Genomic DNA, 14,661 nt, shown 5'->3' with positions numbered 1-14,661 from the left:
GGCTGGCAATCCCCGCACTCGCAAGTGCCGCTCCGAACACCTCCTGGAACCGATGGTTGAACTGCTCCGAGGAAAGTCCGAGCCGGGTGCAGGCGGTCGATGCGGGCCTGCAGAGAGCGCTCGTCGTCGAAGGCCGCGGGCAGCAGCACGCGCGCGCAGATCAGCTCCAGCTGGAGCCGGGGCGAGGTGGCGCCGCGCATCTCGGTGAGACCCGCGTTGACCAGGTCGGCGGCGCGGCTGAGCTCGGCCGCGCCGAACACGGACGCCTGCGCCTGCATGCGCTCGACGACGTCGACCGGGGCGTCGATGAGCCCCTTCTCGGCGGCGTCCGGCACGGCGGCGAGGATCACCAGGTCGCGCAGCCGCTCCAGGAGGTCGGCGACGAACCGCCGGGGGTCGTTGCCGCCCTCGATGACCCGGTCGACGACCTCGAAGGCGGCGGCACCGTCACCGGCGGCGAAGGAGTCGACGACGGAGTCGAGCAGCGACCCGTCCGTGTACCCGAGAAGAGACGTCGCCATGGCGTATGTCACACCGTCGTCGGCGGCACCGGCGAGCAGCTGGTCCATCACGGACATCGAGTCACGCACGGAACCGGCGCCGGCGCGCACGACGAGCGGCAGCACGCCCTCCTCGACGGGAATGCCCTCGCGCCCGCACACCTCTCCGAGGTACTCCCGGAGCGTGCCGGGCGGCACGAGCCGGAAGGGATAGTGGTGGGTGCGCGACCGGATGGTCCCGATGACCTTCTCGGGCTCGGTGGTGGCGAAGATGAACTTGAGGTGCTCCGGCGGCTCCTCGACCACCTTCAGCAGGGCGTTGAAGCCCGCCGAGGTGACCATGTGCGCCTCGTCGATGATGTAGATCTTGTACCGGCTGGAGGCGGGCCCGAAGAAGGCCTTCTCCCGCAGGTCACGGGCGTCGTCCACGCCACCGTGGGAGGCGGCGTCGATCTCGATGACGTCGATCGAGCCCGGCCCGTTGCGCGCGAGGTCGCGGCAGGACTGGCACTCGCCGCAGGGCGTGGGAGTGGGACCCTGCTCACAGTTCAGACAGCGCGCGAGGATGCGCGCACTGGTCGTCTTGCCACAGCCGCGGGGCCCGCTGAACAGGTACGCGTGATTGACCCGGTTGTTCCGCAGGGCCTGCTGCAGCGGGTCGGTGACATGCTCCTGCCCGATGACCTCGGCGAAGGACTCGGGGCGGTAGCGGCGGTACAGCGCGAGAGACGACACGTATACGAGGTTATAGGCGCCCACCGACAACCCGGGAACGCAAGCGCCCCCCACGCACCCGCCAGAGCCGACCTACCCTTGCTGCCTTCCGGCCCTGGGGGAGTTCAGTCAGATAGCGCCACGTGAGGGGCTCCGCCAAGGGTACCTGATCCCAGACCCCCCGCGGCCCCCGCTTCCGACCTCGATCAACCCTCGGGCACCTCGCTCTGGATCACGTTCGCGAGCACCCCTCAGCGTCTTGTATTGTTTGCCGCGGAGGATTCGCCTAGAGGCCTAGGGCGCACGCTTGGAAAGCGTGTTGGGGGCAACCCCTCACGAGTTCGAATCTCGTATCCTCCGCCAGCTCAGAGGGCCGGACCGCATCAGCGGTCCGGCCCTCTGGCGTTTGCCCTGCGGGCGGGCTTTGTCCTGCGGGCGGGGCTAGGGAGCGAGGCGCAGAGCGAGGCCGTCGAGGACGACGTCGAGGCCGTAGGCGAACTTGGCGTCGCGGTTGGCGACCGGATCCGCCGCGAGGGCCGCCGACTCATAGGCCTCGACCAGGTGTTCGTGGTCGGACGCGGCCTGCTGGGCGGCGGGGGTGAGGCGGGCGATGAAGTCGATCTCCGACTCGCCGGATCGCGCGACCGTCGTGAGCCAGGCGGCCTCCGTCGTGCTCATGCCGATGACGTACCCCAGGAGGGTCTCGATCGCGCGGCTCGGCTCGGGGAACCCGACCTGGGTGAAGAGGGCCGCCAGCCGCTCCGAGTACGCCATGAGATTGGGGCCCAGGTAGGCGAGGCCCGCCTGACCGAGGACCGAGGACAGCCAGGGGTGGCGCAGGGCCGCCGCACGGAACGACCCGGCCGCCTCCACGGCGGCGGCGCGCCAGTCCGGGCTGTCGGCGGGCGGTACGGAGATCTCGCCGAAGACCTCGTCGACGGCCAGCTCCATCAGCTCGTCCTTGGTGGCGACGTGCCGGTAGAGGGAGGTCGCGCCGGCGTTGAGGCGGGCGCCGAGCTTGCGCATGCTCAGCGCCTCGATCCCGTCGGCGTCCAGCATGACGATCGCCTCGCGGACGATCGAGGCGCGGCTGAGCGCGGGCTGTTCGGCGGGCGACTGCTGCCGGGCCCATACGGACGGGATGGGGTTCGCCGGGCCGTTCGCCTTGGACGGGGCGGTCGCCGCCCCGGTCGGCGTCCTCGCCTCCTTCGCCTGCGCCTGCGCCTTCGCCTTCGTCGGCTGGGGCGGGTTCGTCTTCTCGGCCATGTGAACCTCCGCGATGGCTGCGTACAGCGTGCGCATTCAGCGTACAGGAGTGAGGTCTTGCGAACACTGTACGCATCTGCGTACAGTGTTCGCACCGAAGGAACACCGTGCGCAGCCGAGAGGAACACGAGGAACTCCCATGGAAACCGTCCGCAATCCACGCCGCTGGTGGATCCTCGTCGTGCTGTGCCTCAGCACGCTGGTCCTGGTCGTCGACAGCATGGCGCTCACCGTCGCGGTCCCCTCGATGACCGCGGACATCGGCGCGAGCGCCACCGACATCCAGTGGATCCTCGACTCCTACATCCTGGTCTTCGCCGGACTGCTGCTGACCTCAGGAAGCCTCGGCGACCGGTTCGGGCGCCGGAAGGTCATGATCATCGGCCTGCTGCTCTTCGGACTCGCGTCCCTCGCGGCGACCTTCTCCGACGAGCCCGGTGAGGTCATCGCCGTACGCATCGCGATGGGTGTCGGCGGCGCGCTGATCATGCCGTCGACGCTGTCGATCCTCATCACCGTCTTCGACGAGGACGAGCGCGGCAAGGCGATGGCGGCCTGGGGTTCGGTGTCGATGCTCGGCCTGGTCGGCAGCCCGGTGCTCGGCGGCGTACTCATCGACCACTTCTCGTGGCAGTCCATCTTCCTCATCAACGTGCCGGTCGTGATCCTCGCCGTCGTCGCCGCGCTCACCCTCATGCCGGAGTCCAAGGGCCCCTGGCAGAAGGCCGATCCGCTCGGCGCGATCCTGTCGGCGGTCGGCATGACCGCGCTGATCTGGTGGATCATCGAGATCCCGCAGCACGGCGCCTTCGAGGGCCGGGGGCTCGTCACGCTGGTGGTCGCGGTCGTCACCCTCGCCGGATTCGTCGTCTGGGAGAACATCACCGCGTCCCCGATGGTCCCGCTGGTCCTCTTCAAGCACCGGAACTTCAGCGGCGGCTCGCTCTCGCTGACCCTGGTCCAGATCGGCAACGGCGGTCTGCTGCTCGTCCTCACCCAGTACCTGCAGTTCGTGCTCGGCTACTCCCCCGTCAAGGCGGGCCTCGCCTTCGTGCCGCTCGCCGTCGCCGCCCTGATCGGCAACGCGGCCGGCGCCGGGCTCGCCGCGAAGATCGGCTACCGACCGCTGATCGTGGGCGGCCTGCTGGTGATGGCCGGCTCGTTCGGCCTCCTGACCACCGTCGACGCGGCCTCGGGCTTCACGGTCCCGGCGATCGGCCTGGGCCTCCTCGGCCTCGGCGCGGGCCTCGCGATGCCGGCGGCGGTCGGCGCGCTGATGGGCACGATCCCGGAGGAGAAGGCGGGCGTGGGCTCGGCCCTGAACGACACGATCCAGCAGGCGGGCACGGCCCTCGGCATCGCGATCCTCGGCTCCCTCCTCTCCAGCCGCTTCGCCTCGGAGATGCCCTCCGACGCCCCGGAGCAGGCCAAGCACTCCATCGGCGGCGCCCTGGCCGCGGCGGGCGGCGACGGAACCCTGGCCCACGCGGCCCGCGAGGCCTTCACGACCTCCATGTCGGCGACGTTCACGATCAGCGCGATCGGCGTCCTCGCGGCGGCTGTACTGGCCGCGGTCGTGATGCGGGACGCGAAGCCGAAGGGCGAGACGAAGGAAGCGCTCACGACAGACCAGGAACTCGCCGCCTGACGACGAGCCCGCCGCGGGCAGCACACGGTGGAAGGCCCCGACCGGGGAAACGGTCGGGGCCTTCGCCGTACGAGGCACGGACGCGACGGCGCACGGCGCACCGATGTGGTGATGTCACCGGTTCGAGGGGTCCCTCCAGGCAGTGACGTTCCGCCCAACACTTCGTTCTGTGATCGCTGGAACACTTTCCGCTACACCCGGTGGGGGTGTGCTGCTTGCTTTCAAGGCGGAGGAAACGTGCGGAAGTTGACGACGGTTGCGGTTGCGGCGGGGCTGTTCCTGGGTGGGGTGGGGGCAGCGGTGGCGGATTCGTGGCACGACCTGCCAAAGATGACCACTCGCGGGGTGCAGGCCACCGGCAAGTACACGTGGGAGCCCAGGGGACACAACCACGGCGGTTTCCACTTCGACGTGACGCTCAAGGACGACGAAGTGGCGGACGGACACAACGTCTATCTGGAGTCCAAGGTCCAGGGCTACAGCTGGAGCCGCCTCTACGGCGTCCAGAGGAAGACCGTCAAGCTGAAGAAGGTCGTCTACGACGGTGCCGCCCAGTACACGGATGACGTGTGGCTCCGGGCCTGCCGTGACCGTGGATCACTCCGCCCGGACAACTGCGCAGACACCCTGCACTACGAGCGCTCGGACCCGCGGCAGCGGTAGCCACAGCCGAGGAATTCGGAGGCCGCCGTCGTGCGGCCTCCTCAGCAAGGGAGTTCGCACCACGATGGACGCCATCCTCCGCGCCAAGGGCGTGGATCTCTTCTACGGGCCACAGCAGGCCGTCAGCGGCGCCGACTTCTCGCTCAGGCGCGGGGAGGTGGCGGCCATCATGGGAAGCAGCGGTTCGGGGAAGTCGTCGCTTCTGTACTGCCTCGCGGGTGTGCTCGCACCGTCTCACGGAGCCGTGTCGTTCGACGGGGTCTCCCTGGCGACTCGCTCCGACGACGAGCTGAGCACGCTACGCCGCGAGCGGTTCGGGTTCGTCTTTCAGTACGGGGAGTTGCTGCCCGAACTCACCGTGGAGGAGAACGCCGCGCTGCCGCTGCGCCTCGCCGGCCAGCGGAAGGCACCCGCGCACGCGGCGGCCGGGGAGGTGCTCGGACGGCTGGGCATGACCGAGCTGTTGCAGCGCCGGACTTCGCAGCTGTCCGGCGGGCAGAGCCAGCGGGTCGCTGTCGCCCGGGCCCTCGTGCACCGGCCCGACGTCGTGTTCGCGGACGAGCCGACCGGCGCGCTCGACAGCGTCAACGCCTCCGCCGTACTGGAGGAGTTCCTGCGGCTGGCCCGGGATCAGGGAACCGCCGTCGTCATCGTCACCCACGACGCGACCGTGGCCGAGCACGCCGACAGCCGGTACACCATGACGGACGGGACCTTGAAGTGAATCCGTTCCTGCTCGGCATGCGGCTGTTGTGGCGTGGCGGCCGCCGAGGCCGGGTCCGGTTCCTGCTCATGACGTTCGGCTGCTCACTCGGCGTGGCCTGTCTCGCCGCCGTACTCACCATTCCGGCGATCCTCGCCGCTCATGACGAGCGGTCGGCAGCGCGACAGCCACGCAGCAACTATGAGCGGACAGAAGGCTGGTCGACCGCCGACACCATCGCGATCAGCCGTGCGGACGCCTACGGGTCGCAGCCGCTCCACCGGATCTTCGTCGCCCGCCCGGAGACCGGGCCGGCGCCGGTTCCTCCGGGCATCGACAGGCTGCCCGCCGCCGGAGAAGTGATCGTCTCGCCGCGTCTGCGGGAGGTTCTGACGGAATCGCCAGGTGTCGCCGGGCTCCTGCCGGGGCGGGTGAGCGGCACGATCGGACCGGACGGTTTGGCCGGACCCGACGATCTGTTCGCCTACGTCGGCACAACGCACGCCCAGATCCCGGAGGAGGGCGCACAACGTGTGGACTCCTTCGGCTCGCGCTATGCCACCCACGAAGTGGTCGAGCAGTCCACTCTCGACATTCTGAGGTTCACGCTCGCGTGCGTGGTCCTGCTCCCTCTCGTCGTGTTCCTCTCGGTGTGCGCTCGGCTGTCGGCGGAGTCACGTGCTCGAAGGCTCGCCGCGCTGCGGCTCGTCGGCCTGAGCGTGAAGGACACCCTGCGGGTCAACGCGGGCGAGACCGTGTCGGCGGCGTTCATCGGAGCGCTGCTCGGTATCGGCGGATACCTCGTCGTCAACGAGATCATGGCGAGGGTCGGACTGCCCGGTCTGCATTGGTACCCGGCGGACGGGCGCCCCGAGGGCAGCACACTCGTCGCCTGCCTGGTTCTCTGTCCGGCACTCGCCTGGTTCGTCGGACGACACAGCGCCCGAGCAGCCGCGCGGACTCCGCTCAACGTCCGGCGCACTGCCGAGCGCAAGCCTCCGAAGATGTACGGAACGCTGTTGCTCGTACCGGGGCTCGGCGTCATCGCCGGCTACTGCGCCCTCAGCGTGATGGGGCGCGATCCGTCCGGCGGCTCCTCCAACACCGTCCTCATCCCCGCCGCCGTCCTCCTGACGGGCGCAGGACTGGTCTTCGGGCTGCCACCGATCACCGCCTGGCTCGCCCGCCGACTGGCCGCCGGCGCACGGTCGCTGCCCCTGTCGCTCGCGATGCGCCGCACCGAGGTCGAGCCGGGCGCGTCGCTGCGCGTCGTCACGGGACTCGTCCTCCTGGTCTACGCGACATCCCTCACCCAGGGCGTCCTCGTGGAACTCAGTCAGGTGAGCCGGAACACCGCGCCCGTGCAGGAGTACAAGATCGGCCTCGCCGAGCTGACCTCGCAGCAGCGGGACAGGATGACCAAGGCCGAGGGCGTCACCTCGCACGGCTTCGACGCGCCGTCCTGGGCTCCCAGCGGCACCGACCATCCAGGCATCGACGCAACCATCGCCACCTGCACCCAACTCGCCGCCTTCAGCAAGGCATCCTCAGGCTGCGTGGAAGGGAGGGTGGTCCGGCTCGCTCGCCCAGGCAACCCGCTGTCCGAGTACGTCCAGCCAGGCGCGTCCTTCCAGATCCTTCTGGACAACGGAGCGAAGCTCACGGTGGCGATCCCGCACGACGTACTGACCGCCCACACCTACGAGTCGTACGACCTGAGTGCCGCGGACATCCTCATCCCGCCCTCCCTCCTCCCACCCGGCACCCTCCCCGCCGACGGGCACCTCGTGCTCGCCTCCGCCTCTGATCCTGGAACCGTCCGTACCGTCCTCGACGGCATCGGGGCCATCGCGCCCACCGCCGAGGTCCAGCCCGTCGGGGTCGTAGTCGAGTCGCTTGCGCAGCTCACCGTCATTCGTAGCCTGCTCGGGGCCGGGATGGTTCTCGGGCTGGTGATCAGTGTGGCCGCGTTCGTCGTGTCCGTGGCGGATCGGGCCATGGAGCGGCGGGGGCAGGTGGCCGCGCTCGTGTTGCTCGGGGCTCGGGCCGGGACGTTGCGGGTGGTGCAGTGTGTGCAGGTGGTCGTGCCGCTCGGGGTGGGGTTGGGGGCCGCCGTGGTGACCGGGTGGCTCGCGGAGTCGAGTTATCTGATCACCGGGGGCGGGGCCGTGCACTGGGACTGGAGTGGGTTGCCGCTGCTGCTCGCCTGTTGTCTCGGGGTGTTGCTCGCCGCCGGGGTCTCCGCGCTGCCGCTCGTGCGTCGGCATGTCGACCCCGAGCACATCCGGCGGGACTAGGGACTGTCCCCACCCTGATCCGCCGGGTCGGCCGCCGGACGGGCCCTAGGGCTTCCTCAGGAGGCGCTCCAGTTCGTCCGTCGCCGCCTCGTAGCCCGCGTCGGCGATGCGCTGGAGTTCGCGCAGGTCGCCCGCCTGCGCCGCGCGGCGGGTCAGGAGGGCGCCGGCGTGCAGGGAGCCCTCGTCCAGGAGCTCGCTCAGTTCGTCGATGTCGTCCGTCTCGTCGGCCAGGTCCGCCAAGCGGTCCAGGGCCGTCTCGTTGCCCTCGTCGGCCAGGTCGCGGAGGGTCTGCCTGTCCGGTCTGTCGGTCGTCATGGCATCCATGCTGCGACCTTGCCCCTGGGGCAGGGTCAAGTGGGACGATCGGACCGTGATCACCATCGGGCAGCTGGCCTCCTACGTCGGTGTTTCCGTCAAGACCGTCCGCGTCTATCACGCCAAGGGGCTCCTGCCCGAGCCCGAGCGCGATGCCTCCGGCTACCGCCGCTACGGCGCCGGCGACGCCATCGCGCTCATCAAGATCCGGACGCTCGCCGAGGCCGGTGTCCCGTTGGCCCGGATCCGGGAGCTGTTGACCGCCTCCGACACCGAGTTCCAGCAGGCGCTCCGTGAGATCGACGACGCGCTCGTCGCCCGTATCCGGGACCTGCGGGCCACGCAGAAGCGTCTGCGGCGGCTCTCCGCCGGGCGGCTCGCGCCCCTGCCCGCCGAGGTCGTCGACCATCTGGAGCAGCTGGGCCGCTGGGGGTTCACGGATCGCTGGGTCGACCTGCAGCGCGACCTCTGGATCCTCGTCTTCGCCACCCATCCCGAGAGCGCCGAGGCCCTCTTCCACGACCAGGCCGAGAGCCTCGCCCGCCCCGAGTTCCGGCAGCTCTTCCTCGCGTACGACCGCGCCCACGATCTCGACGCCGACGATCCCGCCCTCCCCGACCTCGCCCGCCGCATCCGCGCCGCCACCCAGGAGCGTTACGGGGCCTCCGCGCCCGCCCAGGTCGACGCCGCCTCCCCCATCCCCGCCCTCGTCCAGGACGATGTCAACGCCTCCTCCCCCGCCTGGCGGCGGATCGACACGCTCCTGCGGGAAACCGGCTCCTGACGGCGTCCGCTGGCCCATGCTTGGCGCATGGGGAACGACGCGGGGCGGACCCGCCGTATCGACGCGGACGAACGCAGGGCCCGGCTCGGCGTACGGCATCGACTGGCCGGAGCGGCGCGGGCGGCGGACGTGGCGGAGGTGGCCGGCTCGCTCGTGGCGCTGCACGCGACCGACCCCGCCAGCGTCTTCCTCTCCGTCGGGGCCCGGCTGGCCGGGAAGCAGGGCGTCGAGGGGCCGGTCGCGGGGCTGGAGAAGGCCCTGTACGAGGACCGGACGCTGACCCGGATGCACGGCATGCGGCACACGATCTTCGTCTTCCCGACCGCCCTCGTCCCCACCGTGCACGCCTCCACCACCCGCGACGTCGCCACCCGCGAACGCGCCATGCTCCTCAAGGACCTCGCCAAGGGGAGTGAGTACGACGAAGGTTGGCTGGCCGAGACCGAGCGGCTGGTGCTCGACGAGCTGGCGGTACGGGGCGAGGCCACCGGGGCCGAACTCGGCAAGGCCGTGCCGCGGCTGCGCGCGCAGTACGTGTACGGGGTCGGCACCCGCCAGGAGGGGCCGCAGTCGCTCTCCAGCCGCCTGCTGCGGGTCCTCGGCATGGAGGGGCGGATCGCGCGCGGCCGCCCGCAGGGAATGTGGACCTCCAGCCAGTTCCGGTGGGCTCCGACGACCGAACGGCCCGACCCCTCCGACGAGTTCGCCCACGCCGAACTCGTACGGCAGTGGCTCGCGGCCTGCGGTCCGGCGACCGAGGCGGACCTGAAGTGGTGGACCGGGTGGAAGGTCACCGACGTCCGCAAGGCGCTCGCGGCGATCGGCGCGGTGACGGTGGAACTGGCCGAGGGCACCGGCCACGTCCTGCCGGACGACCTCGAACCCGTACGGGCCGCCGACCTGGAACCCTGGGCCGCGTTGCTGCCCGCGCTCGACCCCACCGCGATGGGCTGGCAGTACCGCGACTGGTACACCGATCCCGCGCACAAGGCCGCGCTCTTCGACCGCAACGGCAACATCGGGCCCACGGTGTGGTGGAACGGGCGCGTCGTCGGCGGCTGGGCCCAGCGGCCCGACGGGGAGATCGCGCTCCGGTTCCTCGGCGACGACGGGGGCGCCGATGCCAGGGCCGCCGCGGAGGCCGAGGCGGAACGGCTGCGCGGCTGGGTGGGCGACGTCCGGGTCACGCCCCGGTTCCGTACGCCCCTTGAGCGGGAACTCTCCGGGCCCTGAGCCCCGAGCGCGATAGCTCTGCGGGCGATGAGGCCTGAGCACGCTAGTTCTCCGGGCGATGAGCCCTGAGCGTGTGGACTCTCCGGGCGATGAGCCCGAGCGCGCCAGCTCTCTGGACCCTGAGTCCCGAGCGCGCGAACTCTCCGGGCTCTCCCGACCCTGAGCCCCGCCGCCAGCTGCCCGCCGGTTCACCCCTCCTGGTTCCCCTGGGTGGAATCCGCGGGAAATTTCTGCGGAGCCTCGGCGAGGTGTCGAGAATCGGATCCCCGCTCCGACGTCCCCTGTGAAGGAAACGAGCCAACCAAGGAGTACGTCATGAAGTACCTCGTCATGGTGCAGGGATCCCAGGCCGACTACGACGACATGGCCGGCAAGGGCCCGGGGCAGGGCCCCGCCTGGAGCGAGAAGGACATCCAGGCGATGTTCGAGCACATGGGGTCCATCAACAACGACCTCGCCGAGTCGGGCGAGCTCCTCGACGCGCAGGGGCTCGTCGAGCCCCGGCTGACCCGGCACGTCGGCGTCGACAAGGCCGGGCAGCCGGTGATCACCGACGGGCCCTACGGCGAGACGAAGGAACTGCTGGCCGGCTACTGGGTGCTCGACTGCGCGAGCCTGGAGCGGGTCACCGAGATCGCGGCGCGCGTCGCCCGCTGCCCGCAGCCCGAAGGGGCGCCGGAGTACCCGGTCGTGATCCGGCAGATCGACGAGCGGTCCGCGTCCGAGCTGTTCCAGTGAGTGAGTGAGAGAGGGTGGCGGTGAGCCACGCGGACGAGGTGGAAGAGAGCGTCGAGGAGCTGCTGCGCCGGCACGCGCCGCAGGTCCTCGGCGCGCTCGTCCGCCGGTACGGGCACTTCGACGCCGCCGAGGACGCCGTACAGGAGGCGCTGCTGGCCGCCGCCGGGCAGTGGCCCGCGTCCGGGACGCCCGACAATCCGCGCGGCTGGCTCATCCGGGTCGCCTCGCGCCGGCTCACGGACCAGCTGCGCGCGGACGCGGCGCGGGCCCGGCGGGAGGAGACCGCGGCGCGCCTGGAGCCGCGCGAGACCCGCGCGGCGCCGTCCGACGACGACACCCTGACGCTGCTCTTCCTCTGCTGCGACCCCTCGCTCCCGCCCGCGGGACGGGTCGCCCTGACGCTGCGCGCGGTCGGCGGCCTGACGACGGCGGAGATCGCCCGGGCCCACCTCGTACCGGAGGCGACGATCGCCCAGCGGATCAGCCGGGCGAAGGCGAAGCTGCGGAACCACCGGTTCCAGGCGCCGGGACCCGACGACCGGGACGCCCGGCTCGCGGCCGTGCTCCAGGTGCTGTACCTGATCTTCAACGAGGGGTACACCGCGACCTCCGGCCCCGCCCTGCTCCGCGCCGACCTGGCCCGCGAGGCCATCCGGCTGACCCGGGCCGTCCGCCGGCTGCTCCCGGAGGAGGCCACGGTGACCGGGCTGCTGGCCCTGATGCTGCTCACGGAGGCCCGCAGCGCCGCCCGCACGGGCCCGCACGGCGAGCTGATCCCGCTCGACGAACAGGACCGGACGCGCTGGGACCGGGCCGCGATCGAGGAGGGCACGGCCCTGGTGGAGGAGGCCCTGACCGAGGGCCCGCCGGGCCCGTACCAGCTCCAGGCGGCGATCGCCGCGCTGCACGACGAGGCCGGCCGGGTCGAGGACACGGACTGGCCGCAGATCCTCGCCCTGTACGACCTGCTGGTCTCCGACTGGCCCCACCCCATGGCCGAGTTGGGGCGCGTGGTCGCCGTCGCGATGGTCCACGGCCCGGACAAGGGCCTCACCGAACTCGCCGCCCTGGAACCCCGTCTGAAGGACCACCACCGCCTCTCCGCCGTCCGCGCCCACCTCCTGGAACGCACCGGTGACCGCGCGGCGGCCCGTGCGGCCTACTCCGAGGCCGCCGCCCTCACCCTCAGCCTCCCGGAACGCCACTACCTCCGGATAAAGGCCGCCCGGCTGGCCGAGTGAGCGTTCCGGGTGGGTGTTCCGGGTGAGCGTTCCGGGTGGCTGTTCCCGGTGGGTGTTCCGGGTGAGCGTTCCGGGTGGCTATTCCCGGTGGGTGTTCCCGGTGGGTGTTCCCGGTGAGCGTTCCCGGTGGGTGTTCCCGGTGAGCGTTCCCGGTTGCGTGCGAAGTCGGCGTTCCGCGAGGGCTCGGTCGGCGCTCAGTGGGCGTGCGGGCCCATCGGCGTGTGCGGCCTGCCCCGGGGGACGAGGGCGGGGGCGGCCAGGGCCGTGGCCGCCGCCAGGGCCGCGCAGAGGGTGAAGGCGGCCGTGAAGCCCGCCGTGCCCTGGCCCTGGATGCCGGACGCGGCGACCGTGGAGACGACGGCGACGCCGATCGAACCGCCCACCTCGTGGAAGGTGTTGACGATGCCCGAGGCGAGGCCCGCCTCGTGCGGGGCGATCATGCCGAGGGCCGTCGTCGTCGCCGTCACGAAGACCGCGCCCAGGCCGAGGGCTGCGACGGAGAGCGCCGGCATGACGGTGGCCCAGGCGTTCGAGCCGGGGGTGATCAGGGCGAGCGGGAGGCAGCCGAGGGCGGCGAGCGCCGTGCCGCCGGTCGCGGTGGCGCGTGGGCCGACCGCCCCGACCAGGCCGGAGCCCAGGTGCGCGCCGACGGCCGTGGTGACGGCGACCGGCAGGAAGACGAGGCCGGTACGGAAGGCCCCGAAGCCGTTCAGGCGCTGCAACTGCACCGAGCCGAGGAAGAAGAAGGAGATCAGCAGCGCGGTCGCGACGAGCATCAGGAACGAGCCCGCCAGGACCGGGCGGCGCGTGAACATCCGCGGGTCCATCAGAGGGTCCCGGCTCGCCCGTTCGACGGCGACGAAGATGCCGTAGAGGAGCAGCGAGCCGAGCAGGGGCAGGAGCGTGGGCGCCGAAGCCCACCCCGACTCGCCCGCCTGGACCAGGCCGTAGATCAGGGTGCCGGTGGCCGCGGTGACCAGCAGCGCGCCGGGGGCGTCGAGGCGGGGGCGGCCGGCGGTACGCGCACGGGCGTGCGGGATCTCGGGGGCACGCGGGAGGACTACCGGGAGGGCCAGCAGCAGGGCCACGCCCACGGGGACGTTGACGTAGAAGATCCACGGCCAGCCCGGGCCGTCCGTGAGCGCCCCGCCGAGGAGGACACCGACCGCCGAGCCCGTGCCGCCGATCGCCGCCCAGGCACCGAGGGCCTTCGCGCGCTCGGGGCCCTGGAAGAAGGTCGTGACCAGGGCGAGGGCCGCCGGGGAGAGCAGCGCCGCGCCGATGCCCTGGGCGACACGGCCGCCGAGCAGCACGGGTGCGCTCGCCGCGAGGCCGCAGACGAGGGACGCGGCCGTGAAGAGCCCGAGCCCGGCGAGGAGGACGCGGCGGGCGCCGAGCGCGTCCGCGAGCCGGCCGCCGAGCAGCATCAGACCGCCGAAGCAGAGGGTGTACGCGGTGACCACCCAGGTCAGCGTGGTGCGGGCGAGGTCGAGGTCGGCGGCCATGCTCGGCAGCGCGACGTTCACCACGGTGACGTCGAGGACCAGCATGAACTGGGCCGCGCAGATCAGCGCCAGGGCCTTCCAGCGCCGAGGGTCGGCGGCGGGTGGGGCGGCGCCGGGCGGCTCGTGGGAGGGGGAGAGGGAGCGGGAGAGCGAAGGGGTGTGCGGGTGGGGGTGGGGGTGCGGTTCGGCTGGGGTGTGGTGTTCGGTCGACATACTTGAACTGCACTGTTCAGTTCAGTTGAACTCAACAGTACAGTTCAGCGGTAGGGTCGACCCATGAGCGACCGGACCACGAAGCCCGCCCCCACCGGGCCGCGCGCCGCCCGCAAGCGGGAGGCCATCGTGCGCGCCGCCCGCGCCCTGTTCCTGCGCGAGGGGTTCGGGGTCGGCATGGACGCCATCGCCGCCGAGGCGGGCGTCTCCAAGGTGACCGTCTACAACCACTTCGGCAGCAAGGAAGCCCTCTTCACCGCGGTCGTGGCGGGCGCGCTCGACGAGCCCCTGCTGTCGGGCGCCGACGACACCGCGCCCGATCTCGCCGGCCTCGCCGAGGCCGCGGACCTGCGCGGGGCGTTCCTGGCGGCGGCCCGCGCCTGGGTGCGGGCGGTCCGGGCGAACGACGAGGTCCGCGCGCTCCGGGCGCTCGTCGCCGCCGAGATCCACCGCTTCCCCGAACTCAGCCGCGCCTGGGGCGCGCACGGCCCCGCGGGCCACCACCCGGCCGTCGCCGACGCGTTGCGCGCCCTCGCGGACCGCGGGCGTCTGGAGATCCCCGACCTGGAGGTCGCGGTCATCCAGCTCTACTCGCTGCTCGTCTTCCCGCACATGGTCTTCGACCAGTACGGCACCCAGCCGGCCGACGACCTGACCGAGCGGCTGGTCACGGGCGCGGTGGACATGTTCCTGGGCCGGTACACGCCGTCCGGGGCCTGACTCGGGGGGCATGTGACCGGCCCCGGCCCCTCACGCGCGCGTGCCCCCGGGGAAGGATCCTTCCCCGGGGGGCCCGGGCCCCACCGGCCCATGTTGGGGATTTAGTGCAGGTGGGCCGCGT

13 protein-coding genes, 1 tRNA gene and 1 other RNA gene are annotated in these 14,661 nt (G+C 71.7%); 10 read left to right on the top strand and 5 right to left on the bottom strand.

The features are described 5' to 3' along the window. Positions 1-1,235: DNA polymerase III subunit gamma and tau (locus AB0E14_RS37180; RefSeq protein WP_362429091.1), on the bottom strand; the 1,235-nt coding region annotated here is incomplete at its 3' end. Positions 1,236-1,271: 36 nt separating this feature from the next. Beyond that, positions 1,272-1,370, bottom strand: an RNA gene (gene ffs / locus AB0E14_RS37175) — signal recognition particle sRNA small type. A 119-nt stretch (positions 1,371-1,489) separates the two neighbouring features. Between ffs and AB0E14_RS37170 the strand changes: the two genes are divergently transcribed. Next, a tRNA-Ser gene (locus tag AB0E14_RS37170) sits at positions 1,490-1,577 on the top strand. A gap of 78 nt (positions 1,578-1,655) precedes the next feature. Here AB0E14_RS37170 and AB0E14_RS37165 read toward each other — a convergent pair. Continuing rightward, a complete protein-coding gene (locus AB0E14_RS37165; RefSeq protein WP_362429088.1) occupies positions 1,656-2,480 on the bottom strand; it encodes a TetR/AcrR family transcriptional regulator C-terminal domain-containing protein in 825 nt (274 codons plus the stop codon). 139 nt (positions 2,481-2,619) lie between these two features. Between AB0E14_RS37165 and AB0E14_RS37160 the strand changes: the two genes are divergently transcribed. The 4 genes from AB0E14_RS37160 to AB0E14_RS37145 all read left to right on the top strand — a co-directional run bounded on the left by AB0E14_RS37160 (position 2,620) and on the right by AB0E14_RS37145 (position 7,791). Further along, entirely contained in the window at positions 2,620-4,128 is a 1,509-nt protein-coding gene (locus AB0E14_RS37160; RefSeq protein WP_362429085.1) for an MFS transporter, read from the top strand. A gap of 330 nt (positions 4,129-4,458) precedes the next feature. Then, the gene (locus tag AB0E14_RS37155; RefSeq protein WP_362429082.1) at positions 4,459-4,791 is read left to right on the top strand and encodes a hypothetical protein; all 333 of its coding nucleotides are present in this window, start codon (positions 4,459-4,461) and stop codon (positions 4,789-4,791) included. A gap of 64 nt (positions 4,792-4,855) precedes the next feature. Further along, complete coding sequence (locus AB0E14_RS37150; protein ID WP_362429079.1) at positions 4,856-5,515, top strand: ABC transporter ATP-binding protein; 660 nt, start codon at positions 4,856-4,858, stop codon at positions 5,513-5,515. Further along, positions 5,512-7,791 carry an FtsX-like permease family protein gene (locus AB0E14_RS37145; RefSeq protein ID WP_362429076.1) on the top strand — a complete coding sequence of 760 codons (2,280 nt, stop codon included), beginning with the start codon at positions 5,512-5,514 and terminating at the stop codon, positions 7,789-7,791. Before AB0E14_RS37150 ends, AB0E14_RS37145 begins: the two co-directional genes overlap by 4 nt. 45 nt (positions 7,792-7,836) lie before the next feature. Here the strand turns inward: AB0E14_RS37145 and AB0E14_RS37140 are convergent, their stop codons facing one another. Then, the gene (locus tag AB0E14_RS37140; protein WP_362429073.1) at positions 7,837-8,106 is read right to left on the bottom strand and encodes a hypothetical protein; all 270 of its coding nucleotides are present in this window, start codon (positions 8,104-8,106) and stop codon (positions 7,837-7,839) included. 55 nt (positions 8,107-8,161) lie between these two features. On the opposite strand from AB0E14_RS37140, the gene AB0E14_RS37135 reads away from it, so the two are divergent. From AB0E14_RS37135 to AB0E14_RS37120, 4 genes are all read left to right on the top strand, one after another. Beyond that, positions 8,162-8,890: a MerR family transcriptional regulator gene (locus tag AB0E14_RS37135; protein ID WP_362429070.1), complete on the top strand. Its 729-nt coding sequence runs from the start codon at positions 8,162-8,164 to the stop codon at positions 8,888-8,890. A gap of 27 nt (positions 8,891-8,917) precedes the next feature. Continuing rightward, a complete protein-coding gene (locus tag AB0E14_RS37130) occupies positions 8,918-10,123 on the top strand; it encodes a winged helix DNA-binding domain-containing protein (protein ID WP_362429066.1) in 1,206 nt (401 codons plus the stop codon). Positions 10,124-10,438: 315 nt separating this feature from the next. Beyond that, entirely contained in the window at positions 10,439-10,861 is a 423-nt protein-coding gene (locus AB0E14_RS37125; RefSeq protein ID WP_362429064.1) for a YciI family protein, read from the top strand. Positions 10,862-10,881: 20 nt separating this feature from the next. Continuing rightward, the gene (locus AB0E14_RS37120; RefSeq protein ID WP_362429060.1) at positions 10,882-12,102 is read left to right on the top strand and encodes a sigma-70 family RNA polymerase sigma factor; all 1,221 of its coding nucleotides are present in this window, start codon (positions 10,882-10,884) and stop codon (positions 12,100-12,102) included. A 194-nt stretch (positions 12,103-12,296) separates the two neighbouring features. On the opposite strand, the gene AB0E14_RS37115 is transcribed toward AB0E14_RS37120, so the two are convergent. Then, positions 12,297-13,820 carry an MFS transporter gene (locus tag AB0E14_RS37115; RefSeq protein WP_362429057.1) on the bottom strand — a complete coding sequence of 508 codons (1,524 nt, stop codon included), beginning with the start codon at positions 13,818-13,820 and terminating at the stop codon, positions 12,297-12,299. 63 nt (positions 13,821-13,883) lie between these two features. On the opposite strand from AB0E14_RS37115, the gene AB0E14_RS37110 reads away from it, so the two are divergent. Continuing rightward, positions 13,884-14,540 carry a TetR/AcrR family transcriptional regulator gene (locus AB0E14_RS37110; protein WP_362429054.1) on the top strand — a complete coding sequence of 219 codons (657 nt, stop codon included), beginning with the start codon at positions 13,884-13,886 and terminating at the stop codon, positions 14,538-14,540. Positions 14,541-14,661: the final 121 nt, after the last annotated feature.

The organism is Streptomyces sp. NPDC047981, from assembly GCF_040653315.1.
Lineage (GTDB): Bacteria > Actinomycetota > Actinomycetes > Streptomycetales > Streptomycetaceae > Streptomyces.
Note: the sequence above shows the minus strand (reverse complement) of the source record. Positions and strands in the feature narration are given on the sequence as shown.